The sequence below is a fragment of the Salinicola halophilus genome (assembly GCF_003206155.1).
In the GTDB taxonomy this organism is placed as follows: domain Bacteria; phylum Pseudomonadota; class Gammaproteobacteria; order Pseudomonadales; family Halomonadaceae; genus Salinicola; species Salinicola halophilus.
Window position 1 is genome coordinate 45457 of sequence record NZ_PZJV01000001.1, and the last position, 23675, is coordinate 69131.

Annotated in this window: 20 protein-coding genes; 11 read left to right on the forward strand and 9 right to left on the reverse strand. The window is 67.0% G+C overall.

Going from position 1 to position 23675, the window contains the following annotated elements:
• Nucleotides 1–247: 247 nt before the first annotated feature.
• Complete coding sequence (miaB, locus tag DOM33_RS00165; RefSeq protein WP_110664722.1) at nucleotides 248–1597, reverse strand: tRNA (N6-isopentenyl adenosine(37)-C2)-methylthiotransferase MiaB; 1350 nt, start codon at nucleotides 1595–1597, stop codon at nucleotides 248–250.
• Between the two features lie 279 nt (nucleotides 1598–1876).
• Here miaB and DOM33_RS00170 point away from each other — a divergent pair, with 279 nt between their 5' ends.
• From DOM33_RS00170 to DOM33_RS00180, 3 genes are all read left to right on the forward strand, one after another.
• Nucleotides 1877–2206 (forward strand): DUF1820 family protein, encoded by a 330-nt coding sequence (locus DOM33_RS00170; protein WP_110664724.1) that lies wholly within the window; start codon nucleotides 1877–1879, stop codon nucleotides 2204–2206.
• 245 nt (nucleotides 2207–2451) lie between these two features.
• Nucleotides 2452–3084 (forward strand): TIGR04211 family SH3 domain-containing protein, encoded by a 633-nt coding sequence (locus tag DOM33_RS00175; protein ID WP_239495209.1) that lies wholly within the window; start codon nucleotides 2452–2454, stop codon nucleotides 3082–3084.
• A gap of 4 nt (nucleotides 3085–3088) precedes the next feature.
• The gene (locus tag DOM33_RS00180) at nucleotides 3089–3727 is read left to right on the forward strand and encodes a thiopurine S-methyltransferase (protein WP_110664726.1); all 639 of its coding nucleotides are present in this window, start codon (nucleotides 3089–3091) and stop codon (nucleotides 3725–3727) included.
• Nucleotides 3728–3827: 100 nt separating this feature from the next.
• On the opposite strand, the gene DOM33_RS00185 is transcribed toward DOM33_RS00180, so the two are convergent.
• From DOM33_RS00185 to ggt, 7 genes are all read right to left on the reverse strand, one after another.
• Nucleotides 3828–4388, reverse strand: a complete 561-nt coding sequence (locus DOM33_RS00185; RefSeq protein ID WP_239495210.1) for a YajG family lipoprotein — start codon at nucleotides 4386–4388, stop codon at nucleotides 3828–3830.
• Between the two features lie 126 nt (nucleotides 4389–4514).
• Nucleotides 4515–5615, reverse strand: a complete 1101-nt coding sequence (locus DOM33_RS00190) for a sulfate/molybdate ABC transporter ATP-binding protein (protein WP_110667380.1) — start codon at nucleotides 5613–5615, stop codon at nucleotides 4515–4517.
• A complete protein-coding gene (gene cysW / locus DOM33_RS00195; protein WP_110664730.1) occupies nucleotides 5612–6439 on the reverse strand; it encodes a sulfate ABC transporter permease subunit CysW in 828 nt (275 codons plus the stop codon). Before cysW ends, DOM33_RS00190 begins: the two co-directional genes overlap by 4 nt.
• Nucleotides 6439–7293 (reverse strand): sulfate/thiosulfate ABC transporter permease CysT, encoded by an 855-nt coding sequence (gene cysT / locus DOM33_RS00200; protein WP_110664732.1) that lies wholly within the window; start codon nucleotides 7291–7293, stop codon nucleotides 6439–6441. Before cysT ends, cysW begins: the two co-directional genes overlap by 1 nt.
• Nucleotides 7290–8327 carry a thiosulfate ABC transporter substrate-binding protein CysP gene (gene cysP / locus DOM33_RS00205; RefSeq protein ID WP_275425785.1) on the reverse strand — a complete coding sequence of 346 codons (1038 nt, stop codon included), beginning with the start codon at nucleotides 8325–8327 and terminating at the stop codon, nucleotides 7290–7292. Before cysP ends, cysT begins: the two co-directional genes overlap by 4 nt.
• Before the next feature lie 150 nt (nucleotides 8328–8477).
• On the reverse strand, nucleotides 8478–9632 hold the full coding sequence (locus DOM33_RS00210) for an MFS transporter (protein WP_110664734.1): 1155 nt from the start codon (nucleotides 9630–9632) through the stop codon (nucleotides 8478–8480).
• Between the two features lie 10 nt (nucleotides 9633–9642).
• On the reverse strand, nucleotides 9643–11424 hold the full coding sequence (gene ggt, locus DOM33_RS00215; protein WP_110664736.1) for a gamma-glutamyltransferase: 1782 nt from the start codon (nucleotides 11422–11424) through the stop codon (nucleotides 9643–9645).
• A 344-nt stretch (nucleotides 11425–11768) separates the two neighbouring features.
• Here ggt and DOM33_RS00220 point away from each other — a divergent pair, with 344 nt between their 5' ends.
• The 8 genes from DOM33_RS00220 to DOM33_RS00255 all read left to right on the forward strand — a co-directional run bounded on the left by DOM33_RS00220 (nucleotide 11769) and on the right by DOM33_RS00255 (nucleotide 21936).
• A complete protein-coding gene (locus DOM33_RS00220; protein WP_110664739.1) occupies nucleotides 11769–12479 on the forward strand; it encodes a gluconate 2-dehydrogenase subunit 3 family protein in 711 nt (236 codons plus the stop codon).
• A 2-nt stretch (nucleotides 12480–12481) separates the two neighbouring features.
• Complete coding sequence (locus DOM33_RS00225; RefSeq protein ID WP_110664741.1) at nucleotides 12482–14254, forward strand: GMC family oxidoreductase; 1773 nt, start codon at nucleotides 12482–12484, stop codon at nucleotides 14252–14254.
• A gap of 11 nt (nucleotides 14255–14265) precedes the next feature.
• The gene (locus tag DOM33_RS00230) at nucleotides 14266–15594 is read left to right on the forward strand and encodes a c-type cytochrome (protein ID WP_110664743.1); all 1329 of its coding nucleotides are present in this window, start codon (nucleotides 14266–14268) and stop codon (nucleotides 15592–15594) included.
• Between the two features lie 236 nt (nucleotides 15595–15830).
• Nucleotides 15831–16517 (forward strand): ribulose-phosphate 3-epimerase, encoded by a 687-nt coding sequence (gene rpe, locus DOM33_RS00235; RefSeq protein ID WP_110664745.1) that lies wholly within the window; start codon nucleotides 15831–15833, stop codon nucleotides 16515–16517.
• Entirely contained in the window at nucleotides 16517–16864 is a 348-nt protein-coding gene (locus DOM33_RS00240) for a GIY-YIG nuclease family protein (RefSeq protein WP_110664747.1), read from the forward strand. The genes rpe and DOM33_RS00240 overlap by 1 nt, the downstream gene beginning before the upstream one ends.
• Before the next feature lie 34 nt (nucleotides 16865–16898).
• Complete coding sequence (locus tag DOM33_RS00245) at nucleotides 16899–17639, forward strand: ParA family protein (RefSeq protein ID WP_110664749.1); 741 nt, start codon at nucleotides 16899–16901, stop codon at nucleotides 17637–17639.
• 224 nt (nucleotides 17640–17863) lie between these two features.
• Nucleotides 17864–19585: a VRR-NUC domain-containing protein gene (locus DOM33_RS00250; RefSeq protein ID WP_110664751.1), complete on the forward strand. Its 1722-nt coding sequence runs from the start codon at nucleotides 17864–17866 to the stop codon at nucleotides 19583–19585.
• The gene (locus DOM33_RS00255; RefSeq protein ID WP_110664753.1) at nucleotides 19582–21936 is read left to right on the forward strand and encodes an ATP-dependent DNA helicase; all 2355 of its coding nucleotides are present in this window, start codon (nucleotides 19582–19584) and stop codon (nucleotides 21934–21936) included. Before DOM33_RS00250 ends, DOM33_RS00255 begins: the two co-directional genes overlap by 4 nt.
• Before the next feature lie 62 nt (nucleotides 21937–21998).
• Here the strand turns inward: DOM33_RS00255 and DOM33_RS00260 are convergent, their stop codons facing one another.
• Nucleotides 21999–23654 carry a dihydroxyacetone kinase subunit DhaK gene (locus DOM33_RS00260; protein WP_110664755.1) on the reverse strand — a complete coding sequence of 552 codons (1656 nt, stop codon included), beginning with the start codon at nucleotides 23652–23654 and terminating at the stop codon, nucleotides 21999–22001.
• Nucleotides 23655–23675: the final 21 nt, after the last annotated feature.

Below are 23675 nucleotides of genomic sequence, written 5' to 3' on the forward strand. Positions count from 1 at the left end.
CGCCGCTTTGGCTCGGGGCAACGCCACTATCGATGAATCCGGCCGGGCACGATGGCTACTGCGGCGAGCGGCGGATTTCCGACAGGCGGGAACTCCCCCGCCGATGCGAGAGAGTCGACCGCGAGCGATACCCTCTTGAGTGGGGGCACCGAGGAATAACTCAACCGAGCATCGGTGCCACCCTGTTGCCGCCAAGATCGTCGCTCGAACACTCCCCGGGCGGTGACGTCGGCCGTCAACGCCGCGCTCAGTATCGCGCCTCGGAAAGCAGGCGACCGCGCAGCGAGTTCGGGAACGCCTCGACGATCTCTACGTCGACGAAGTAGCCGATCAGCGAGGTCGGGTCGTCGGCGCGGAAGTTGACCACGCGGTTGTTCTCCGTACGCCCGGAGAGCTCGCCCGGGTCCTTGGGAGAGAAGCCGGTGACCAGAATGCGCTCGGTGTTGCCGACCATGCGACGACTGATCTGCTGCGTCTGCTGGATGAGCCGTGCCTGCAGGATTGCCAGCCGCTCTTTCTTGGTCGCCTCGGGCGTATCGTCGTCGAGCGAGGAGGCCGGCGTGCCGGGGCGCTTGGAGTAGATGAAGCTGAACGAGGCGTCGAAGCCGATCCGGTGGATCAGGTCCATCGTCTGTTCGAAGTCTTCGTCGGTCTCGCCCGGAAAGCCGATGATGAAATCCGACGAAAAGCTGATATCCGGGCGCAGGGCGCGAATGCGTTCGAGCTTGTCGATGTACATGTCGCGACCGTGACCGCGTTTCATCGCCGCAAGAATACGATCGGAGCCCGACTGCACCGGCAGGTGGAGGTGGCTCACCAGCTCGGGGATTTCGCCGTAGGCCTCGATGAGACTGTCGCTGAACTCCACCGGGTGCGACGTGGTGAAGCGGATACGGTCGATGCCGTCGACCGCCGCCACGCAAGCGATCAGCTCGGCGAGGTCGATCTCGTCGCCGCTGTCGTCGAGACCGCGGTAGGCGTTGACGTTCTGCCCCAGCAGGTTGATTTCGCGCACGCCCTGCTCGGCGAGGTGGACCACCTCTTCCATCACCGACTCGAAAGGACGCGAGACCTCTTCGCCGCGGGTGTAGGGCACCACGCAGAAGGTGCAGTACTTCGAGCAGCCCTCCATCACCGAGACGAACGCGGTCGCGCCGTCGGACTTGGGTTTGGGCAGATGATCGAACTTCTCGATCTCCGGGAAGGTCACGTCGACGGTCTGAATCGGTGTGGCGCTCTTGGCACGGGCGTCGAGCATGGTCGGCAGCCGATGCAGGGTCTGCGGGCCGAAGACCATGTCGACGTGCGGGGCGCGCTTGCGAATGTTCTCGCCTTCCTGGCTCGCCACGCAGCCGCCGACGCCGATCACCAGATCGGGTTTCGCGGCCTTGAGCTTCTTCCAGCGACCGAGCTGGTGGAAGACCTTCTCCTGCGCCTTCTCGCGAATCGAGCAGGTATTGAGCAGGATGACGTCGGCGTCGGTCTCGTCGTCGGTGATTTCGAGACGATGCGACTCGCCGAGCAGATCCGCCATGCGGGAGGAGTCGTACTCGTTCATCTGACAGCCGTGGGTCTTGATGAAGAGCTTTTTCGTCACTGGTTGCGTTGCGGCCATGCGCGCGTCACCGATGCCCCGTGAGTGGTGAGAAAGGAATTGCGTCGCCATCGACGCCACGACGGCCCGACCGAAGCCCGGCACGCCAATTTGAAGAACGCGACATTATACGGGCGCCGGGCCCTGCCGGCCAACCCGTGACGCTCGCAAGGCGCGACGGCTATGGTACGCTTGCGCCTATTTGCCGCCGCGGTCGCCGGCCACCGTGGCCGTTCGCCGTGAACGGCGCCGTGGGGCGAGTTTCTGGAGAATCGCGAGTCTATGTCGTCCAAGTCGATCTATCGGGTGGTGTTCCACAATCAGGGCGAAGTGTGGGAACTCTATGCCCGGGATATCTTCCAAAGCGATCTGTGGGGATTCATCGAAGTCGAGACCTTCGTCTTCGAGGATCAGTCGAAAGTGGTGGTGGACCCCGGCGCGGAGAAACTGCGTCGCACCTTCGAGGGGGTCAGCCGCAGCTACATTCCCTACAGCGCGATCGTACGCATCGACGAAGTCGATCGCGGCGGTGCGGTCAAGGCGGTCAAGGCAGAAGGCAACGTTGCGGAGTTTCCGCGGCCGATGGCCTGGCCGCCCCGAGACGACAGCTGATTCGACTGATCAGAATTTCATCAATTTGTCGTCAGCGCTGGGATAGCCGGGAGCCACGTCATCGCTTCTCAAGTTGTCCCAACGGTTATCCACAGAAAGTGTGGATTCTTGTTTCGACCCTCTCGCAGGAAGCGTGAGGCGTTCTCATCGTCGCGTTGTGCGTCGGGCCTGCCGGAGTCGCGCCGGGGCTGACGCCCGAATCCGTTACCGATCTCAGCCACCAGAATCACGACGATAGGTTCAAGATGCGAAAACTTGCGATGGGCTGCGCGTTCAGCGCGATCCTTCTCTCTCTCCCGGCGCTAGCCCAGGACGCCGGCCAGAGCGCCACCGACAGCGATCACTGGGTCAGCGACGATCTGCCGACCTTTGTGCGCAGCGGTCCCACCGATGGCTATCGAATCGTCGGCACGCTCCAGAGCGGTCAGCCGGTGACGGTGCTGGAGACCCAAGGTGACTACACCCGCGTTCGCGGCCCGGATGGCGACGCCGTATGGCTTCAGTCGCGCTTCGTTCAGGCCGAGCCCAGTGCCCAGGCACGCGTTCCCGATCTACAGGCGCGCGTCGATGAGCTCACCGAGCGCCTCGACGGCATCGACGACGAGTGGAATCAGCGCGTCGCCGACATGCGCGAAGAGCTCGAGGGCCGACAGGCACAGGTCGACGAGCTGCAGACGGACAACAACCGGCTCAACGAGTCGTACTCTCACGCCGAATCCCGCATGCGCGAGATGCAGGCGCGACTGGATACCCAGGAGGAGGATCTGCTGCTGCGCTATTTCCTCTACGGCGGTGGCGTCGCGGGCGCTGGCCTCATTCTCGGCCTGCTGGTGCCGCACCTGCCCAAGCGTCGACGCAAGCGCGACCGCTGGTTCTGAGACGATGAGCGAACTCGACTGGCTGGAACGCTGGCGGCAGGGCCGAATCGGTTTCCACCGCGAGACGCCGCATTCTGCCCTGATCCGCCACTGGCAGACGCTTGCGCGCCGCGCCGACGCGCCCGTCCTGGTGCCGCTTTGCGGCAAGTCGCCGGATCTTCGCTGGCTGGCCGAACGGGGCCACCCGGTCACGGGCGTCGAGCTCTCCCCGCTGGCGGTGGAGCAGTTCGTTGCCGAGCGCGATGCACCGGTGACTCGCTGGCAGTCGGGCGAATTCACCTGCCTAGAGCAGGGGGGCGTCGAACTCTGGTGCGGCGATTTTTTCCACGTCGACCTTCAACCGCCGGTACGCTTCGAGGCGTTTTACGACCGCGCCGCGCTCATCGCGCTGCCGGCGCCGACGCGCCAACGCTATGCGCTGCATCTGGCGCAGCTGCTCGAGCCCGGAAGTGCCGGGCTCTTGGTCACGCTGACCCATGACGACCCCGAACGGGGCCCGCCGTTCAATGTCGACGCCGCCGAGGTGCAGCGGCTGTTCGCGCCCAATTTCGAGATCACTCGGCTCGAGCAGGACGATGCCGCCGACGGCCTCGAGGAGAGCGTTTGGCACCTCGTGCGTCGGGGGCCGCGGGACACCGATTGATCCCGTTCCCGACCGTTGCTACCGACCCAACGACACCGCCCGCAGCCATGGCCGCGGGCGGTGTCGTTCGTCAGGGCGCGCGAGTGGTCGCGCAGCATCTTCAGCGCGCCAGCAGGCTGCCGATCTGCGGATCGTTGAAGGTGCGATCGAGGGCGCTACCCAGCAGTTCGCTCACCATCCGGTTGTTGGTGTCCCAGTCCGGTTTGAAGGCGTAGCTCTGGTTGCGCTTGGCCGTGTAGCGGCCGGTATAGGTGTCACTGCCGTTCTCGATTTTGGCTTCGAGAATCGCCTGCAGGGCGGAGGCGCGCAGCACCGGCTGCTCGGCGCTGCCGCGGGCGTAGTCGAGTTCGTCCAGCGTCAGCGTGAGCGTCGGACCACCGTTCGCCTGCGTGGTGGGGTTGAAGCCCATGCTGCGAAGGGCGCCCTCGGCCTGCGCCTGCAGTTTGGGGATGACGTCATTGGCCTCGACCGTGATGGTCGACGTGGCGGAATCGACGCCGGCACGGGTGCCGATGACGCTACTGTCGCGGCCGTCGACCACGTTGAGCGTGACCGCCTGGCCGTTACCGGCGCGGGGGTAGCCGCCGCTGGCCTTGGGATCCACGGAAAGAATCTGCGGGCTCTGCGCGCAGGCGGAGAGCAGGGCCAGGGTCGCGATCATGGCTAGGCTCTTGAGCGTAAGCCTCTGACGCAGGGAACGAACGTGACGCATGAAACGCACCTCTCGAGTCGATGAAACGAACGCGGACAGTATAGCCGCCGCGCCACGTTTCGTAACACGGCTGCATCAGACAGCGGGCTCCAGTGTCAGCGTCTGCGGTTTCGCGGCGTCGAAACGGTGAAGCTGGCTGACCACGGCATAGAGTCGGCGACCCCGGCTGACATCGAGGCGATCGAATTCGGCGTGCCCGACGCTCGCCTGCCACGGCTCGCCGAGCCAGTCGGCCTCCAGTTCCAGACGCACCTCGGCGCCCACCGGAACCACGGCGCTCACGCTTACCGGCAGATGCGCGCCGGCGCTCGGCCGCTCGCTGAGGCGAATCTCGTGCGGGCGAAGCAGCAGCTCGTGGCGGCCGTCATCCAGCCCCGGCACCGCCAGGCGGGCAGCGCCGCAGGTGAGTACGCCGTGGGAAACATCCCCCTCGAGGCGGTTCACCTCGCCGAGGAACTCGAACACGAAGCGATTGCCGGGCCGGCGGTAGAGCGTGTCGGGCGTCGCGATCTGCTCGACCCGGCCATTGCTCATCACCACCACGCGGTCGGAGAGTTCCAGCGCCTCTTCCTGATCGTGGGTGACGAAGAGACTGGTGAAGCCGAGTTCGCCATGCAGGTGGCGCAGCCAGCGGCGCAGCTCCTGGCGCACCTTGGCATCCAGCGCGCCGAAGGGTTCGTCGAGCAGCAGGACATCGGGCTTGAGCGCCAGCGCCCGCGCCAGTGAGACCCGCTGCTGCTGACCGCCGGAGAGCTGGGCGGGGTAGCGCGAGGCGAAGTCGGTGAGTCGCACCATCTCGAGGAGCTGCATCACCCGGCTGCGAATCTGCGCACTGGAGGGACGATCGCGTCGCGGCAGGGCGTTGAGGCCGAAGGCCACGTTGTCGAACACGCTCATGTGTCGGAAGAGCGCGTAGTGCTGGAACACGAAGCCGATGCGCCGATCGCGGACATGCACCTGGGTGACGTCGCGCTCGCCGAAGTGGATCGTGCCGCCGTCGGCCTGCTCGAGCCCGGCAACGATGCGCAGCAGCGTCGTCTTGCCCGAGCCCGAGGGACCGAGCAGACCGACCAGCTCGCCGTTGGCGATGTCGAGATCGATCGGCTCGAGTGCCCGGGTGTGGCCAGGGCCCTTGGGACCGTAGGTCTTGTCGATGCCTGCGATACGAATGCTCATGTCGCGATCTCCCGGCGCGCGGCGCGCCATTCGAGTACGGCCTTCGCGGCGAGGGTCAGCAGCGCCAGCATGGCCAGTAGCGAGGCGCTGGTGAAGGCGCCGACGGTGTTGTAGTCCTGGTAGAGCTGCTCGACCTGCAGCGGCAGGGTGTTGGTCTGACCGCGAATCGCCCCGGCCACGACCGAGACCGCGCCGAACTCGCCGACGGCCCGGGCGTTGGTGAGGATCACCCCGTAGAGCAGCGCGTGGCGGATCTTGGGTAGCGTCACCCGGCGAAAGATCGTCCAGCCGGAGGCGCCGAGGGTGACCGCCGCCTCCTCTTCCCGCGCGCCCTGAGACTGCATCAGCGGGATCAGCTCGCGGGCGACGAAGGGGCAGGTGACGAAGATCGTCGCCAACACGATGCCCGGCCAGGCGAACATGATCTGGATGTCGTACGCGTCGAGCCAGCCACCGAGCCAGCCGTTGCGCCCGTAGAGCAGCAGATAGACCAGCCCGGCGACCACCGGCGAGACCGCGAACGGAATGTCGATCAGCGTCTGCAATAGCCGCCGGCCCGGGAAGCTGAAACGCGTCACCAGCCAGGCGAGAAAGACGCCGAACACCAGATTGACCGGCACGGTCAAAAGCGTCACCAGCAGCGTCAGGCCGATCGCCGCCAGCGTGTAGTCATCGCTCAGGTTCTGCCAGTAGACGTCGAGGCCGCTCGCCAGCGCCTGGGCGAAGATCGCCACCAGCGGCAGCAGCAGGAAGAGCGCGGTCAGCGCGAGTGCGATGCCGATCAGCGTTCGCCGCACGCCGGGGGCGTCACCGATGCGTACCATCAGGGTCGCCCTCCGTGCAGACGTTTGATGAAGCGTCCCTGCCACAGATTGATGACCAGCAGCAGCGCCAGCGAGGTGGCCAGCACGATGGAGGCGACCGCGGCCGCGCCGGCGTAGTCGTATTCCTGCAGCTTGACGAAGATCATCAGCGAGGTGATCTCGGTCTCGTAGGGTTTGCCGCCGGCGATGAAGATCACCGCGCCGAACTCGCCAAGCGAGCGCACGAAAGCGAGCCCGGTGCCGGTCACCAGCGCCGGCCAGAGATAGGGCAGCAGCACCTTGCGAAAGGCATGGCCGTCGGTGGCGCCGAGCGTCATCGCGGCCTCGTCGACCTCCGCCGGCAGATCCTCCAGCACCGGCTGGACGGTTCTCACGACGAAGGGAATGGAGGTGAACGCCATGGCCAGTGCGATGCCGACCCAGGTGTAGGCGACGTCGATGCCCAGCGGCGCCAGAAGCTGCCCCATCCAGCCGCTGCTGGAGTAGAGCGTGGCGAGGGTGACGCCGGCGACCGCCGTGGGCAGCGCGAAGGGCAGATCCATCAGCGCATCCACCAGGCGCTTGCCGGGGAATTCGTAGCGCACCAGCACCCACGCCATCAACAGGCCGAACGCAGCATTGAACAGTGCCGCCACCGCCGCGGCGAGCAGGGTCACGCCGTAGCTCGCCACCACCCGCGGGTCGGTGATCAAAAACCAGTACTGCGACAGGCTCAACGTCGAAAGCTGCCCCACCAGACTGGTCAGGGGCAGCAGCAGAATCAGCGAGACGAAGGTCAGGGATACGCCGAGCGAGAGGCCGAAGCCCGGCAGCACTCGGCGTTCACGTCCTCGCGTCAGAGGGTTCGCGATCATCGGCGCTGAAGCTGATCCAGTTCACCGCCGCTTGCGAAGTGCGTCTCCATCGCCTCGGGCCAGCCGCCGAAGACATCCTCGACGCGCAGCAGCTCGGTTTCCGGGAAGCGGTCGCTGTTGTCGGCGGCGACCTCCTCGTCGTTGACGCGGTAGTTGAAGTCGGCGAGCAGGCGCTGCGCTTCCGGCGTGTAGAGGTAGTCGAGATAGCCGTGGGCAAGGTCATCGTTGCCGTTGCGCTCGGCGTACTCGTCGACCACTGCCACCGGGAACTCGGCCAGGATGCTCACCGGCGGTACCACGACCTCGTAGTCCTCCTCACCGTACTCCTGGCGGATGTTGTTGACCTCGGACTCGAAGGTGATCAGCACGTCGCCGATGTCGCGCTCGACGAAGGTCGTCGTCGCGCCGCGCCCGCCGGTATCGAACACCTCGACGTTGCCGAGGAACTGCTTCATGTAGGACTCGATCTGCTCCTCGTCGCCGTCGAAGGCCTGGTCGGCGTAGGCCCAGGCGGCGAGATAGGTGTAGCGGCCGTTACCCGACGTCTTGGGGTTGGGGAAGATCAGCGAGACGTCGTCGCGGGTGAGATCGTCCCAGCTCTCGATGTTCTGCGGGTTACCCTTGCGAACCAGGAACGCCGTCGTCGAGTAGTAGGGCGAGGCGTTGTTGGGGTACTGATCCTGCCAGTCTTCGGCAACGAGACCGGCGTCCGCCAGCACGTTGACGTCGGTGACCTGATTGAAGGTCACAACGTCGGCGCGAAGCCCCTGCATGATCGAGCGCGCCTGCGTGGAAGAGCCGCCGTGGGACTGGTTCACCGCGACGGTTTCGTCGTGCTCGGCTTCCCACCAGGCAATGAACTTCGGATTGACGGCGGCGAAGAGTTCGCGGGCGATATCGTAGGAGGCGTTGAGCATTTCCCGCGGCTCATCGTCCTGGGCCTGGGCGGGCAGGCTCGACAGCGCCGTGGCACTCAGCGCCGTGGCGAGAAAGACGTTGCGAGGCGCGGCGCGCCAGTTCATGTCCCAGTTCATGTCGGTGTCCCTTGCTCGTCGCTTGCTGAAATTGTGTCGTTGGTTGGCAAGGCTAGATAAGCAAAAGAGTAATGACAATGCGGCTGGTTATATTCATTTAGAATATGTTGAGAGCGGCGCCTCGTCCGTCGGCCCCGCGGGTCATCCGGGTCATTGCGGTCCGGCGCGGCGGTGCAGCGCCCACAGTCCAGCGAGCGGCCCGGGCAGCAGCAGCCAGGCGATTCGGGCATCGAGCGTTTCGAAAGCCGGAACGAGCAGGGCGATGGAGAGTGCGGAAACACCGAAGCCGATGGCGTTCTGCAGCGTCAGCGCGCTGCCAACCACCGACGGCGGGCAGGCCCGTGCCGATAGCGCCGAGAAGTGCGGCGAGTCGATCACCGCCAGCAGGCTCCAGAGCCCCAGCCATGCGATCAGCACCGTTGGCGCCATGTCGCTGAAGAGCCAGGGGAAGAGCGCGGCGCAGCCCGCCGAGCCGGCAAGGCCGATCCGGGCGATGCGTTCGCTGCTCCAGCGCTGGCTGACCCAGCCGCCGAGCCAGCAGCCAGGCGCCCCCACGGCGATCAGAGCGAATGCGACGATTGCCGACTCGCGCCGACCGAGCTCGGGCAGTGCACCGGCAACCAGCAGCGGCAGCAGCGCCCACAGCGTATAGAGCTCCCACATGTGGCCGAAGTAGGCGCCCGCGGCGCGGCGAAATTCCGGAATTCGAAAGGCGCCGAGACCGGACAGTCGCGGCAGATCGGGCGAGCGGGCGTCGACGGGAGACGCCGCCGGGTCACCCAGGCGAAAGATCATGACGCCGGCGATCAGCGCCAGCAGCGACGCGAGCCAGAGGGTCGATCGGTAGTCGCCGCCCCAGTCGAGGGCGGCGAGCAGGTGCGGCATGGCCGTGCCCAGTACCAGCATCCCGACCAGCCAGGAGAGCGCCAGTCCCGTCGCCGTGGGCACCCACCGCACCATCAGCTTCATCCCGATGGGATAGATACCCGCGAGGCAGAACCCGGTCATCACCCGCCAGAGCGTGGCCGCGACCAGGCCGTCGGCCAGCGTCAGCGCGGCATTGGCACCGGCACCGATCAGGCAGGCCAGCGCGAAGAGCCGGCTCGCGGGGACGCGGTCGGCGATGCCGCTGAGCGAGAGGGTGAGCGTGCCGAGCAGAAAACCCAGCTGCACGCCGCCGGTGAGCCAGCCCAGATCGCTCGGCGCAATGTCGAGCGAGACCTGAAGTCCGCCGATGACGGCGTTAGGCGTGAACCAGAGCGCAGTGGCGAACCACTCGGCGAGGGCGATGACGACGAGCGGCACGGGGTTTGACTCACAGCCCCATGGCGGACGAGGTCGAGCGCCTGGGATCGGCACCGCCGGTGAAGGTGCCGTCCTCCTCGATCAAGATCGACTGCGCCGCGCCCATCGCCTCCTGCTGACTGACGCGGTGGCCCATCGCCTCGAGCAGCGCGAGGGTATCGGGGCTGATGCCGTCCTCGATACGGATCTCCTCCGGCAGCCACTGGTCGTGAATGCGCGGCGCGCTCACCGCGCTCTGCACGTTCATGCCGTGGTCGATCACGTTCATCACCACCTGCAGCGTGGTGGTAATGATGCGCGAGCCGCCGGGGCTGCCGGTCACCAGGAAGTTCTTGCCGTCCTTCTTGACGATGGTCGGGGTCATCGAGGAGAGCATGCGCTTTTTCGGCTCGATCCGATTCGCCTCGCCCCCGATCAGCCCGTAGGCGTTGGGGGTGCCCGGTTTGGCGGAGAAGTCGTCCATCTCGTTGTTGAGCAGGAATCCGGCGCCGTCGACCACGATGCCCGAGCCGTAGCTGAAGTTGATGGTGTAGGTGTTGGAAACGGCCAGACCGCTGTCGTCGGCGATCGAGAAGTGCGTGGTTTCGTTGGACTCAAAGGGCAGGTCGACCGCGCCCGGGTCGCCGGCGGTGATCTCGTCGCTCGGCGTGGCGCGGTCGAGGTCGATCCGGGCGCGCAGCTCGTCGGCATAGGCGGGGGAGGTGATTCCCGAAAGCGGCACGTCGACGAAGTCGGTATCCCCCAGATACTCGGCGCGATCGGCGTAGGCACGCTTCATCGCCTCGCTCATCAGGTGGATCGTGCGGGCCGAGTTGAAACCCATCTCGCCGATGTCGAAGCCCTCGAGAATGTTGAGCATCTGCACGATGTGCGCGCCGCCGGAGGAGGGCGGGCTCATGGCGTAGACATCGAAGCCGCGGTAGCGGCCGTGAACCGGCTCGCGAATCGTCGGCTGGTACTCGGCGAGATCCGCCGCCGTCATCAGCCCACCGTGGCGCTCCATTTCCGCGGCGATCAGCTTCGCCGTCTCACCCTCGTAGAACTCCCGCGGTCCCTCGGCGGCGATGCGCTTCAAGGTGGCGGCGAGATCCGGCTGGCGAAAGCGCTCCCCCGCTTGATAGGTCGTGCCGTCCGGCTTGTAGAACACCGCACGGCTCGCCGGCCACGCCTTCAGCCGTTCCTGGGACTGCTCGAGCCCCTCGGCGAAGCGCGGCGGCACGCTGAATCCCTCGTCGGCGAGTCGAATCGCCGGTGCCAGCGCCTCGGCCAGGCTCAGCGTGCCGTACTCATCGAGGGCCAGCGCCAGGCCCGCCACCGTACCCGGTACGCCGGCGGCGTTGTGGGTAAAGCGCGAAAGCTCGCTCACCGCCTCGCCGGCGTCGTTCTGGAACATCGTCTCATAGGCCGCCGCGGGGGCCTTTTCGCGGTAGTCGATGGCGACTACCTCGCCGGTGTTCTCGTCCGAGACCAGCATGAAGCCACCGCCGCCGATGTTGCCCGAGCGCGGCTGCGTCACGGCCAGCGCAAACCCCGCCGTTACCGCGGCATCCACCGCATTGCCGCCGTCGGCGAGCACGTCGTGGGCGATCTGCGAGGCGAGGTAGTGGCTGGTCGCGACCATGCCGTGCGCCCCCGTCTCGGGGTGAAAGCGCTCGCCCTCGAGAATCGCCGACTGGGCAGTGGCCGGCGGGGCGATCAGCGAACCCAGTGCGATCAGCGTCGAGCCGAGAGCGGGAAGCAGCGAGTGCCGGCGGCAGTGTCTGACGGCAGGGAGGCGAGAACGATGTGGCATGGCGGACCTCTGGGATTGTTGTCGTGGGTTCCGGCGTCGGGCGGCTTCTAGCCGTGGCGGTCGACTGTCTCGCTCGAGCGACCTCGTCGCTCGGGTCCAGAGCCGCCAAAGGATTGATTCGCCTAAATATCGTATTTGGCGACCGGCGTAAATACGGCCTTCGTTGGTGCGCTAATTAAAAGCCTGCGTGATAATTTGTCATAGTCATTTAAATCAATGACGCCGAGCCCGCCTTGTTGGCGCGGGCTGACCCGCGCGAGTCCCGTCTTGTGTTGGCCAATAACAAGCCCGCCTCTGAGCGGGTGTCCACGCTGTGCTTCACCCGGATCGTGAAGGAGAAAACCATGAGCGCAAAGCTCGAGAATGCGTCACGTCGGCGTTTCATCAAAGGCAGTTTGATGACGATTCCGGCCGTGACCGTCGGCAGCGCCGTGTCGCTGACGGCCGATGCCGAAGAGCCACCCCCCAGTCTCGCCGATTACGAGCCGGTCTACTTCGACGCCGAGGAGTGGCAGTTCCTGCTGGCCGCCTGCGACCGGCTGATACCCGCCGACGGCGAGGGCCCCGGGGCGCTCGAGACCAACGTACCGATCTTCATCGACCGGCAGATGGAGGGCAAGTTCGGCCACGCCGCTGACTGGTACATGAAGGGGCCCTTCCCGGAAGGCGTCTCGCCGCTATTTGGCTATCAGTCGCCACTGACGCCGCGAGAGGTCTATCGCAAGGGGATCGCGGCGACGCGTCGTCACTGCCAGAACGATCTCGAGGGTGATTTTCGCAAGCTCGACGGCGAGGCGCAGGACCGAGTGCTCATGCAGCTTGAGCAAGGCGAGATCGCCTTCGACGACGTCTCGGCCTCGCAGTTCTTCGCCTTTCTTCTGCAGAACACCAAGGAAGGCTATTTCGCCGACCCGATCCACGGGGGCAACAAGCACATGGCCACCTGGAAATTCATCGGGTTTCCGGGGGCGCGAGGGTCCTATCGGGAGTGGGTGGACCAACACGACAAGGCCTACCCGCTGGGTCCGGTCAGTCTGACAGGGGAGAGAGGGTAATCATGGCGAAGCGCAAACCGCACGTCGACGTGGTCATGATCGGACTGGGCTGGACCAGCTCGATGATGGGCATGGAGCTGACCGACGAAGGCTTGAACGTGCTCGCGCTGGAGCGCGGGCCGGATCAGGACACCGTTCCCGATTTCGCCTACCCCAAGATGGCCGACGAGCTGACCTACGCGGTTCGCTACCAGCTGATGCAGCGCCCGGCCAAGAGTACCGTGACCGTCCGCCACGGCGTCCGCGACATGGCCGTTCCCTATCGCAGTCTCGGCTCGTTTCTGCCCGGCAACGGTGTCGGCGGTGCCGGCACGCACTGGAACGGTCATACCTGGCGGCCGCAGCCTCAGGAGCTGCGGCTGAAAAGCTACGTCGAGGAGAATTTCGGCGCGGATATCATCCCCGACGAGATGACGATTCAGGACTTCGGTGTCTCCTACGACGAGCTCGAGCCGCATTTCGACTTCTTCGAGAAGGTCGCCGGCATCTCCGGCAAGGCCGGCAATCTCAACGGCGAGACGCAGCAGGGTGGTAATCCGTTCGAGGGCTGGCGGTCCAGCGAGTATCCCCTGCCGCCGATGCCACGCACGCTCAACGACACGATGTTTCGAGACGTGGCCAGCGCCCAGGGGCTGCATCCGTTCCCGATGCCGGCCGGCAACGCCTCCGAAGCGTACACCAACCCCTACGGCATGCAGCTGGCACCCTGCAACTACTGCGGCTTCTGCGAACGCTTCGGCTGTCTCAACTACTCCAAGTCGTCGCCGCAGACCTGCGTGCTGGGAGCATTGAAGCGACGCGACAACTTCAGCTACCGCACCAACTGCGAGGTGATGAAGGTCGAGCTGGCGGAGGACGGCAAGACGGCGACCGGCGTCACCTACATCGACGAGAACGGCGACGAAGTGTTCCAGCCCGCGGATCTGGTGATCATGGGCGCCTACTCACTGCACAACGTGCACCTGCTGCTGCTCTCGGGCATCGGCAAACCCTATGACCCGATCAGCGGCGAAGGCGTGGTGGGCAAGAACTATGCCTATCAGATGAACGGCGGCGCGACGCTCTACTTCAAGGACAAGGCGTTCAACCCCTTCATCGGTGCCGGCGCCAACGGCGAGGTGCTCAACGACTTCGGCGTCGAGCAGATCGATTTTGCCAAAGAGGGATTCATCGGCGGCTCCTATTTCAACGCCGCGATGACCAACGGTCAGCCGATTCGCAATATGCCGCTGCCCGGAGGCGCTCCCCAGTGGGGAGCCGAGTGGAAAGAGGCGGTGCAGGAGACCTACGGTCACACCATGACCATCGGTTCGCACGGCAGCAACATGGCCTATCGAGACTGCTGCCTGGACCTGGACCCCACCTATACCGACGACCACGGGCGGCCGCTGATGCGCATGACCTTCAACTGGAAGGCCAACGACGTGCGCATGACGCAGTTCATGAAAGACAAGATCGACACGCTCTCCCAGGCCCTCGAGCCGGACGACTACAAGCTCTCGTTCAAGGACTTCGAGTCCCAGTACGACGTGCGCCCGTACCAGACGACGCACAACGTTGGCGGGGCGATCATGGGCAGCGACCCGAGCACCAGCGTGCTCAATCGCTACCTGCAGAGCTGGGACGTGCACAACGTCTTCGTCATGGGGGCGAGCGCCTTCCCGCAGAACATCCAGTACAACCCCACCGGTCTCGTCGGCGGGCTGACCTACTGGGCGGCCAAGGCGATACGCGAGCAGTACCTGAAAAATCCCGGACCGCTGGTCCAAGCCTGAGGAGCGCGACCATGATGCATCGAATCGGTTTCATCGCGCTGGCAGGACTGGGGCTGATGAGCACAGCGGGCACGGCGCTGGCGGCCGCCTCTGCCGACCATTCGCAGGACGAGGTGGCGCGGGGCGAGTACCTCAGCCGCGCCGGCGACTGTGTCGCCTGCCACACGGCGCCGGGCGGCAAGCCCTTCGCCGGCGGTCTCGAGATCGACAGTCCGTTCGGCACCATCGTCTCGACCAACATCACGCCGGACCCGGAAGCCGGCATCGGCGACTACAGCCGCGACGAGTTCGCCGCGGCGCTGCGCGAAGGCGAGCGCGCCGACGGCGCCAACCTCTATCCGGCGATGCCGTATACCGCCTACGCCAAGCTCAGTGACGACGACATCGACGCGCTCTACGCCTACTTCATGCAGGGCGTAGCGCCGGTGGACGAGGCCCCGGCCGAGAGCGACATCGGCTTTCCGTTCGACCAGCGCTGGGGTATCGGCCTGTGGAACTGGCTGTTCGCCGACACCGAGGCCTTCGAGCCCCGCGAGGGGCAGGACGCGCAGATCACCCGCGGCGCCTACCTGGTTCAGGGGCTCGGCCACTGCGGTAGCTGTCATACGCCTCGCGGGCTGTTCTTCCAGGAGAAGGCGCAGGACGATGACGACGAGGCGTTTCTCGCCGGGGCGAGCCTGGGCGGCTGGTGGGCGCCCAATCTGCGCGGTGGCGGCGAGGGCGACGCCGGTTTGCAGGGCTGGCGTCAGGAGGCGATCGTCGAGTATCTGGCGACGGGGCGTAACGACCACGACGCGGTGGTCGGCGAGATGACCTCGGTGGTGGCCAACAGCACCTCTCATCTGACCGATGACGACCTGCAGGCGATCGCCGCCTACCTGAAATCGCTGCCGCGAGAGGCCGACGGCGAGGAGAAGCAGAGCGATACCACGCCGGCGCAAACCGAGCGAGTGCTCACCGCCGCCGACGTCGAGGCGGACGCGGGGGCGCGGCTCTATCTCGACAACTGCAATGCCTGCCACTTCGCCAACGGCGAGGGTGCCGCGAAGGTCTTTCCGTCGCTGGTGGGCAACGAGCTGGTCAACGCCGACGACCCGACCGGGCTTTTGCACGTGATTCTCGAAGGCGCCCGGCTGCCCTCGACGCCCGCCAAACCCGAAGCGCTGGCGATGCCGGGCTTCGCCTGGCGGCTCAGCGATACCGAGGCCGCCGAGCTTGCGACCTTCGTGCGCGGCGCCTGGGGCAATCACGGGGATGCCGTCAGCGCCGACCAGGTCGCCGAGGTGCGAGAAACGCTGCCGGAGGATCGCGAGACCAGCGCGCCGGACTTCGAGCCGTGAGCGCAGCCTAGCGAGCGTCCGAGAAGGCGCGCGCCAGGCCCGCTTCGACGCCCCGCCAGTCCTCCGACCGGCGGGGCGTCGTCGTGTCGCGTCGCCTGCAATGCGCAGGCGTCGTGTCGCGTGTGGCGGCGCTCGGTCGACCCTCCCGGCGTCGAGCGAGGCCGGCAGCCCGCGACAGGGCGCGGCCTTGCGTTAGAATGCGAGACGACTTCTCGCGTTCCAAGGACACGCTGCCCATGTCGGATTTCAAGATCGCTCCTTCCATTCTCTCCGCCAACTTCGCCTGCCTCGGGCAGGAAGTGGACGACGTGCTCGCCGCCGGTGCGGACATGGTCCATTTCGACGTCATGGACAATCACTACGTGCCCAATCTCACCATCGGGCCGATGGTCTGCGAGGCACTGCGCAAGCACGGCATCACAGCCCCCATCGATTGCCACCTGATGGTCAAGCCGGTGGATCGGCTGATCGGGGACTTCATCGACGCCGGCGCCAGCTATGTCAGCTTCCACCCGGAAGCCTCCGAGCACGTCGACCGCTCGCTGCAGCTGATTCGCAGCCAGGGTGCCAAGGCGGGGTTGGTCTTCAATCCGGCCACGCCGCTTAGCTATCTCGACTACGTCATGGATAAGGTCGACATGATCCTGATCATGAGCGTCAATCCCGGGTTCGGCGGCCAGTCGTTCATTCCCGCGGCGCTGGACAAACTCAAGGAGGCGCGTCGGCGCATCGACGCAAGCGGCCTGCCGATTCGTCTCGAGGTCGACGGCGGCGTGGGGGTCGACAATATCGCCGAGATCGCCTCGGCGGGGGCGGACACCTTCGTTTCCGGCTCCGCCATCTTCAAGGCGCGCAATCTCGAGGACGTCAACCGCTACGACAGCGTGATCGGGCGGATGCGCGACGCACTCGCCAGCGCCTGATGGCCGGCAGTGACGATAGCGAGCGCCGCTGGTATGTCTATCTCGTCGAGACCGCCGGCGGTGCGCTCTACACCGGTGTGACCACCGACGTGACGCGGCGGGTCGAGCAGCACGCTCGCGGCCGGGGGGCGCGGGCGCTGCGCGGCAAGGGGCCGCTGACGCTGCGCCACGCCGAGTACGTCGGCGCGCACGGCGATGCGCTGCGGCTCGAGGCGTCGATCAAACGGCTCAGTGCGGCGGCCAAACGGCGCTGGCTCACCGGGCGTCACGAGCAGGCGCCGAGTGAGCAGGCGGCAGGCGAGCGCTGTCATCGTAATGTCATCATTCCCGGCCAGGCCGACGGCTAGACTTCACGCCACTTAACCGTCGAGGAGTGGGTCCATGAAAGTCGTCGCGCTACACAATCTGAAAGGCGGCGTGGGCAAGACATCGGCAGCGGTGAATCTCGCCCGCGAGGCCAATCGGGACGGTTTACCTGTGCTGGTATGGGATCTGGACGCGCAGGGCGCCTCGACCTGGGTGCTCGGCGGCGAGAACGGCCTCGGGCGCAAGGTGAAAAAGCTGCTCGCCGGCAAGTCCCCGCTCGGTGAAGAGGTCCAGCACACCGATTGGGAGCGCCTCGATCTGCTGCCGTCCGACATGCGCATGCGCGAGCTGGATCGCTTGCTCGACGACGGCAGTAGCGGCGACAAGCATCTCAAGCGCCTGATCGCACCGTTCAGTGAAGAGTACGCGCTGCTGATTCTCGACTGCCCCCCGGGACTGTCGACACTCTCCGACCAGCTGGTGCGCGCCGCCGATCGTATCCTGGTGCCGACCATCCCGAGTCCACTATCGGTGCAGGCCTTCTCGCGGATGATGGCGCATTTGGATCTCAAGAAGCGCCAGCGTCAGCGGGTCACGCCGTTCTTCAACCTGGTCGATCGTCGCCGCAAGCTCCACCGAGAGTGGCTGGAGACACCGCCGGCGGCGATCGGCCCCGTCATGCAGAGCTGGATACCCTACGCCAGCGCCGTCGAGCGCATGAGCCTCGAGTGTCGCCCCCTCGCCGATCTGGCGCCGCGAAGCCGGGCGACCCTCGCCTATCGTCAGCTGTGGCAGGAGCTGAAGGCGTCGCTCTAGTCGCCGTCTGAGCAATCGGTGAGTCCAGGCACTCTTCAGACGAAGCCCAGTGGCTTGCTCGGCACCGCGAGAGCACGCTTCGAGTACCTCCGGCACTATCGGAAGACTCGCCGCGCATTCGGTCACGTCGGCGGAACCTGTATACTTGCCCAGTGAATGCGGTCGCCGCCTGCGACCGCAGGAGCGTTCGATGTTCGTCTCTCTCCGGCTCCGGTGGCAACTGCATGGCTCGGCCCGTTCTCGACGATCCGCTCTACTACCTCGTCAATTTTCGTCGCGTGCTCGACTGGCTCGAAGCGCGCTACGCCGACCTGCTGAGCGAAGCCGAGGCCGCCTTCATGGCGGACTTCGCCGCGCTGCCGGAGGCGTCGCAGGCGCTGCTGGTGCGCATGGTGATGCGCAAGGGCGAAGACTTTCGCGACAGCCGTCTGAGCTATCCCGAAATCGGGGACACCGCGGATGCCGTCGCGCCGCTCATCGCCGCAGGCCTGGTCGAGGAGGGCGCACCGCTGACGCTGGAGGCGCTCTTCGCGCTTACCACCAAGCCTGAGCTGCGGGCCGGGCTCGACGGCGTCTTCGCCGACCAGAGGCTTTCGCGCAGCGCCAGCAAGGGCGAGTGGCTGTCGCACCTCGAGGCCAGGGAGTTCACGCCGCGCCCGCTGGCCCAGTGGCTGCCGACGCTCGGCGATCGCCACTATCGGCTGACGGTGGACGCGATGGCAGAGCGTTTCCGCCTGATGTTCTTCGGTAACCTGCGCCAGCAGTGGTCGGAGTTCGTGCTCGCCGATCTCGGCGTCTACCGCTTCGAGACGGTGGCGCTCGACGCCGATTCGCGGGCGTTTTCCGCGCGTGACGAGCTCGAGAGCTATCACCGTCTACATCGACTGCGGGAGCGTTTCGAGGCGGACGAGCCGCTGACGACGCTATCGCCGGATCTGCCGCTGACGGCATACGCCAACCCTTGGCTCGAGCGGCGCCGGGCGCGACTGATCGACAAGATCGCCTATCGGCTGGAGCGCGGCGGCGAGCTCGAAGCGTCGCTTGCGCTCTACGCTCGCAGTCCCACGCACCACGCCCGCGTGCGTGAGGCCCGGGTGCTCGAGTTGCTCGCCCGGTACGACGCCGCATTCGACGCCGCCGAGCAGACGCTTGCCATGCCGCTTCGCGACGCCGAGGCGCAGCGCCTGGCCCGGCTGCACCAGCGTCTGGCCCGCAAGCTGGGCCGGCCCGCGAAGTTCGGGAGTGCGGCCATCGAGCCGGAGCGGATCGATCTCGAGCTGCCGCGGGCGCGAAGCGTCGAGCGGGCGGTCGCCGAGCATCTCTCCACGACCGAAGCGCCGGTGCTCTACGTCGAGAATGCGCTGGTCAACGCGCTCTTCGGCCTGCTCTGCTGGCCGGCGATCTTCGCGCCGCTGCCGGGGGCCTTCTTCCACCCGTTTCACTCGGGGCCGGCGGATCTGCACGACGACGATTTCCGCGCCCGTCGCACCGCGGCGTTCGAAAGCTGCTTCACGCTGCTCGACGCCGACGCCCATCGCGAGGTGATTCTCGCGCGATTCGACGAGAAGTTCGGCATCCAGTCGCCGTTCGTCTTCTGGGAAGCGATTCGCCGCGAAACGCTGGAGCTCGCGCTCGACTGCATTCCGCCGCGCCATCTCCGCCACTGGTTCGAGCGACTGCTCAACGACGTTCGCGCCAACCGCGCCGGCATGCCGGATCTGATCCAGTTCGACGTCGAGGCCGGCGACTACCGCATGATCGAGGTCAAGGGGCCGGGGGATCGACTGCAGGACAACCAGAAGCGCTGGCTCGCCTTCTGTGCCGAACACGCCATGCCAGTGAGCGTCTGCTACGTGCGCTGGCAGGCGGCGTCCGCCGACGAACTCGACGCGGGGGAACTCGATACTGGCGACTCGGCCACGGCCAGTCCCGGCGGGCCGGCATGAGCTACCGTATCGCCGTACGCGCGCTCTGCGAGTTCGCCGCCAAGACCGGGGATCTGGATCTGCGCTTCACACCGTCGCCCACCGCCCAGGAGGGGATCGCCGGCCACCGGGTCGTCGCCTCGCGTCGCGCCGAGACCTACGAGAGCGAGGTCGCGCTGGCCGGCGAGTACCGCCAGTTGAGCGTTCGCGGCCGCGCCGACGGCTTCGATCCGATCGCCAATCGGCTCGAGGAGGTCAAGACCCACCGCGGCGATCTCTCGCGCCAGCCGGGCAACCAGCGCGCCCTGCACTGGGCGCAGGCCAAGGTCTACGGCCACTTGCTCTGCCAGGCGCGCGGGCTCGATCAGCTGACGGTGACGCTGGTCTATTTCGACATCGTCACGCAGCGCGAGACACCGCTGAGCGAGCGCTTGAGCGCTGACGAGCTGCGCGAGACGTTCGAGCGCCAGTGCCAGGCGTTTCTCGCCTGGGCCCAGCAGGAGCTTGCCCACCGGCGTCGCCGCGACGAGGCGCTGAAAGCGTTGGCGTTTCCCTTCGCCGGTTTTCGCGAAGGCCAGCGCCCGCTGGCGGAGTCGGTCTACAAGGCCGTGCACACGCGCCGCTGGCTGATGCTGCAGGCGCCTACCGGCATCGGCAAGACGCTGGGCACGCTCTTCCCCATGCTCAAGGCGATGCCGGGCCAGCCGCTCGACAAGCTCTTCTTTCTCACCGCGCGCAATACCGGCCAGCGCCTGGCGCTGGAGGCATTGACGCAGCTCGGCGCGGCGCCGGCACCACCGCCCGAGGTAGTGTCGGATGGGGCCGCCGAGGCCGAGATCACGCCGGCGCGAGCGCCCGCCGCGACGGTGCCGCTTCGCGTGCTCACTCTCATCGCACGGGAGAAAGCCTGCGAGCATCCGGACAAGGCGTGCCACGGCGACTCCTGCCCGCTGGCGACGGGATTCTACGACCGGCTGCCGGCGGCGCGGGCAGCCGCGGCGACGCAAGGCTGGCTGGATCGCGCGGCGCTTCGCGACATCGCCCTCACCCATGCGGTCTGTCCCTACTATCTGAGCCAGGAGATGGCGCGCTGGGCGGACGTGGTGATCGCCGACGTCAACTACTGGTTCGACTTCCACGCCATGCTCTACGCGCTCACCCGCGAGCTCGCCTGGCAGGTCGGAATACTCGTGGACGAGGCACACAATCTGGTGGAGCGCGGCCGCGGCATGTACAGCGCCTCGCTGGATCACGCGGCGTTCCGGCGGCTGAAACCGACGCTCCCGGGACCGCTGAAGCGACCGCTCGGCCGAGTGGCGACGCTGTGGCAGGCACTCGCCGACGAGAATGCCGCCGCGGGCGGCGATGCAGAGTATCGCGTGCTGGAGACGCTGCCGGGCAAGTTCATCAATGCGCTCACCCAGGCGGTGTCGGCGATCGTCGAGTATCAGTCGGAGCAGCCGATCGCGTTGCAAAGCGACCTGCAGACCTTCTGCTTCGAGGCGCAGCACTTCTGCCGGGTGGCGGAGGTCTTCGGCGAACACTCGCTCTGCGACGTGGAGCGCCAGGCGCCGCGGGGCCGACAGCGCCACGCCGGGGCGCGCATCACCCTGCGCAACGTGGTTCCCGCGCCGTTTCTCGCCCCTCGCTTCGCGGCGGCCCACGGCGGCACGCTCTTCTCGGCGACGCTGACCCCGGAAGCCTACTACCGTGACCTGCTCGGCCTGCCCGACGACACGCCGTGGCTACCGCTGGCCTCGCCGTTTCACGATTCTCAGCTGGAAGTGCGGGCGGCGTCTCGGCTGTCGACCCGCTACGCCGATCGTGACGCTTCGCTCACGCCCATCGCCGATCGCATCGCCGCGCAGTTCCACGCCCGGCCGGGCAACTATCTGGCGTTCTTCTCGAGCTTTGCGTATCTGCAGCAGGTCGCGGCGCGGCTGGCCGAGCGTCATCCCGAGTTACCACAGTGGTGTCAGGCCGCGCGCATGGACGACGCCGCTCGTGAAGCCTTTCTCGCGCGGTTCGAAGGCGGCGGGGCGGGGATCGGATTCGCCGTGCTCGGAGGGATCTTCGGTGAAGGGATCGACCTGCCCGGGGACCGGCTGATCGGCGCCTTCGTCGCCACGCTGGGGCTGCCCCAGGTCAATCCGGTCAACGAAGAGATGCGCGCCCGACTGCAGGCGCTATACGGCCGCGGCTATGACTACGCCTACTACTATCCCGGCCTGCAGAAGGTGGTGCAGGCCGCCGGCCGGGTGATCCGCACCGGCAGCGACCAGGGCGTGATCCAGCTGCTCGACGACCGCTTTACCCACGCCAAGGCGCGGGCGTTGCTGCCGGATTGGTGGCCGGCGCCGATTCTCGACTGAACGCGGTCCGAACCGGCGCGGCGCTCGACGCACAGGGAGGGGCCATGCGTCGAGCGATAGCGTCAGCGCGCAGCGGCCGTCAGCGCTTCCAGCACCCGCGCCACGGCTTCTGCGCCGGGATCGATCACACCTTCCAGTGCACTCTCCGGCACGTAGGCGGAGCGCCCGGCGTGGGCGCGGGTGAGTTCCGCCGTGGCGTCGGCGCCGGCGCGAGCCGCCTCTGCCGCACTCGCGAGCGTCTCTCCGCGCGCCAGTGCCTCCACGGCGGGCACCAGGGCGTCGAGCAGGGTGCGATCCCCCGGCTTGGCACCGCCGTAGGCCTGGAGCTTGACGACACCCTCGACGAGGGCGTCGGGCAAATCGCTGCCCTGGGCCAGATCGGCACCGGTGGCGGTGAAGAGGATCGACAGCAATACGCCGCTGGAGCCCCCCATGTCGCGAGCGAGCAGCTGACCGATGCCGGCGAAGAGCGGTGCCGGCGTGCGGGTATCGAGCCGCTCGGTGTCGAGGGCGGCGGCAACGGCGTCGGCGCCGCTTTGCATGCTGGCCCCGGCGTCGCCGTCACCGCTCTTGGCGTCGAGGGCGTCGAGTTCGTCCCGCGCGTCGCGAAGCGTGGTAATAGCGGCGCGCAGCAGCGCGGCGACCGCCGGATCCTGCGGCGCCGACTCGCTCAGCGCCTCGTGCTCGCGGTGGGTATCGGGGGTGAAGGTCACGGCAGGCGACACCGCTTTCAGACCACACCAGCCCGGGGCCGTCGTCGGCGCGGCCAGCGCTTCGACGAGGGTGTCGTCCGCGGGTACCAGCGTGACCGAGAAACCGTGCATGTCGAGCGAGGTCATCAGCGGCGCGGGGCCGATGAGATGCGAGACCGACGCCGGCCCGAGCTGGCGCAGCAGGCTGGCGGCGAGTACGCCCATCTCCTGCGTCGAGCAGCCGCCGAGATCGTTGAGCATGGCGATCCAGGGGGCATCGCTGCCGCGAGCGGAAAGCGCCTCGCGCAGCGGCGTCAGTACCTCGTTCATGGCATCGTCGGCGCTCTCGGGGGCGACCTCGCGGGTGCCGGTCTCGTTGTGAATGCCAAGCCCGAGCTCGGGGGCACGCGCGGGCGCCGGCTGGCCGGGCTGGGCCGCGGGGCGCAGCGCCATGCCCAGCGACACCAGTCGTCCGGCGAGAGCCTCGGCGCGGCCCTGGATCTCGGCGAGGGGATCTCCTCGCGCCGCGAGAAAGCCGGCGAGCTTGTGCACGAGAACCGTGCCGGCGATACCGCGCGGCTGCGGGGCATCGGCTATCGCGATGTCGTCGGCGACGATCACCATCGCCACGTCCAGCCCCTCGGCGCGGGCGCGCTCGGCGGCGAGGCCGAAGTTGAGCCGGTCGCCGGTATAGTTCTTGACCACCAGCAGGCAGCCGGCGTCGCCGCAGACTTCGCGGATCGCGGCGAGCACCGCCTCGACGCTCGGCGAGGCGAAAAGGCTGCCGGAGATCGCGCCGGTCAGCATGCCGTCGCCGATGAAGCCGGCGTGGGCGGGCTCGTGGCCGGCGCCGCCTCCGGAGAGCACGGCGACGCTGTCGTGACCCTGCCGGGTGCGATCCCAATCTTCGCGGATCAGGATGCGCAGGCCGCTCTCTGGCTCGGCGACGCGAACGGCGGTGGTCGCCGCCAGGCTCTCGAGGGCGTCGTCGACGACGCGGGCGGCGGCGTTGTAGAAACGTTCCATGGGGTCTCTCCCGAGGGTGGG

Excerpts from the sequence above, each read along its gene's own strand:
- DOM33_RS00170 (WP_110664724.1), top strand. The coding sequence starts at position 1,877 with ATGTCGTCCAAGTCGATCTATCGGGTGGTGTTCCACAATCAGGGCGAA.
- DOM33_RS00175 (WP_239495209.1), top strand. The coding sequence starts at position 2,452 with ATGCGAAAACTTGCGATGGGCTGCGCGTTCAGCGCGATCCTTCTCTCT.
- DOM33_RS00180 (WP_110664726.1), top strand. The coding sequence starts at position 3,089 with ATGAGCGAACTCGACTGGCTGGAACGCTGGCGGCAGGGCCGAATCGGT.
- DOM33_RS00185 (WP_239495210.1), bottom strand. The coding sequence starts at position 4,388 with ATGATCGCGACCCTGGCCCTGCTCTCCGCCTGCGCGCAGAGCCCGCAG.
- DOM33_RS00190 (WP_110667380.1), bottom strand. The coding sequence starts at position 5,615 with ATGAGCATTCGTATCGCAGGCATCGACAAGACCTACGGTCCCAAGGGC.
- cysW (WP_110664730.1), bottom strand. The coding sequence starts at position 6,439 with ATGGTACGCATCGGTGACGCCCCCGGCGTGCGGCGAACGCTGATCGGC.
- cysT (WP_110664732.1), bottom strand. The coding sequence starts at position 7,293 with ATGATCGCGAACCCTCTGACGCGAGGACGTGAACGCCGAGTGCTGCCG.
- cysP (WP_275425785.1), bottom strand. The coding sequence starts at position 8,327 with ATGAACTGGGACATGAACTGGCGCGCCGCGCCTCGCAACGTCTTTCTC.
- ggt (WP_110664736.1), bottom strand. The coding sequence starts at position 11,424 with ATGCCACATCGTTCTCGCCTCCCTGCCGTCAGACACTGCCGCCGGCAC.
- DOM33_RS00220 (WP_110664739.1), top strand. The coding sequence starts at position 11,769 with ATGAGCGCAAAGCTCGAGAATGCGTCACGTCGGCGTTTCATCAAAGGC.
- DOM33_RS00225 (WP_110664741.1), top strand. The coding sequence starts at position 12,482 with ATGGCGAAGCGCAAACCGCACGTCGACGTGGTCATGATCGGACTGGGC.
- DOM33_RS00230 (WP_110664743.1), top strand. The coding sequence starts at position 14,266 with ATGATGCATCGAATCGGTTTCATCGCGCTGGCAGGACTGGGGCTGATG.
- rpe (WP_110664745.1), top strand. The coding sequence starts at position 15,831 with ATGTCGGATTTCAAGATCGCTCCTTCCATTCTCTCCGCCAACTTCGCC.
- DOM33_RS00240 (WP_110664747.1), top strand. The coding sequence starts at position 16,517 with ATGGCCGGCAGTGACGATAGCGAGCGCCGCTGGTATGTCTATCTCGTC.
- DOM33_RS00245 (WP_110664749.1), top strand. The coding sequence starts at position 16,899 with ATGAAAGTCGTCGCGCTACACAATCTGAAAGGCGGCGTGGGCAAGACA.
- DOM33_RS00250 (WP_110664751.1), top strand. The coding sequence starts at position 17,864 with ATGGCTCGGCCCGTTCTCGACGATCCGCTCTACTACCTCGTCAATTTT.
- DOM33_RS00255 (WP_110664753.1), top strand. The coding sequence starts at position 19,582 with ATGAGCTACCGTATCGCCGTACGCGCGCTCTGCGAGTTCGCCGCCAAG.
- DOM33_RS00260 (WP_110664755.1), bottom strand. The coding sequence starts at position 23,654 with ATGGAACGTTTCTACAACGCCGCCGCCCGCGTCGTCGACGACGCCCTC.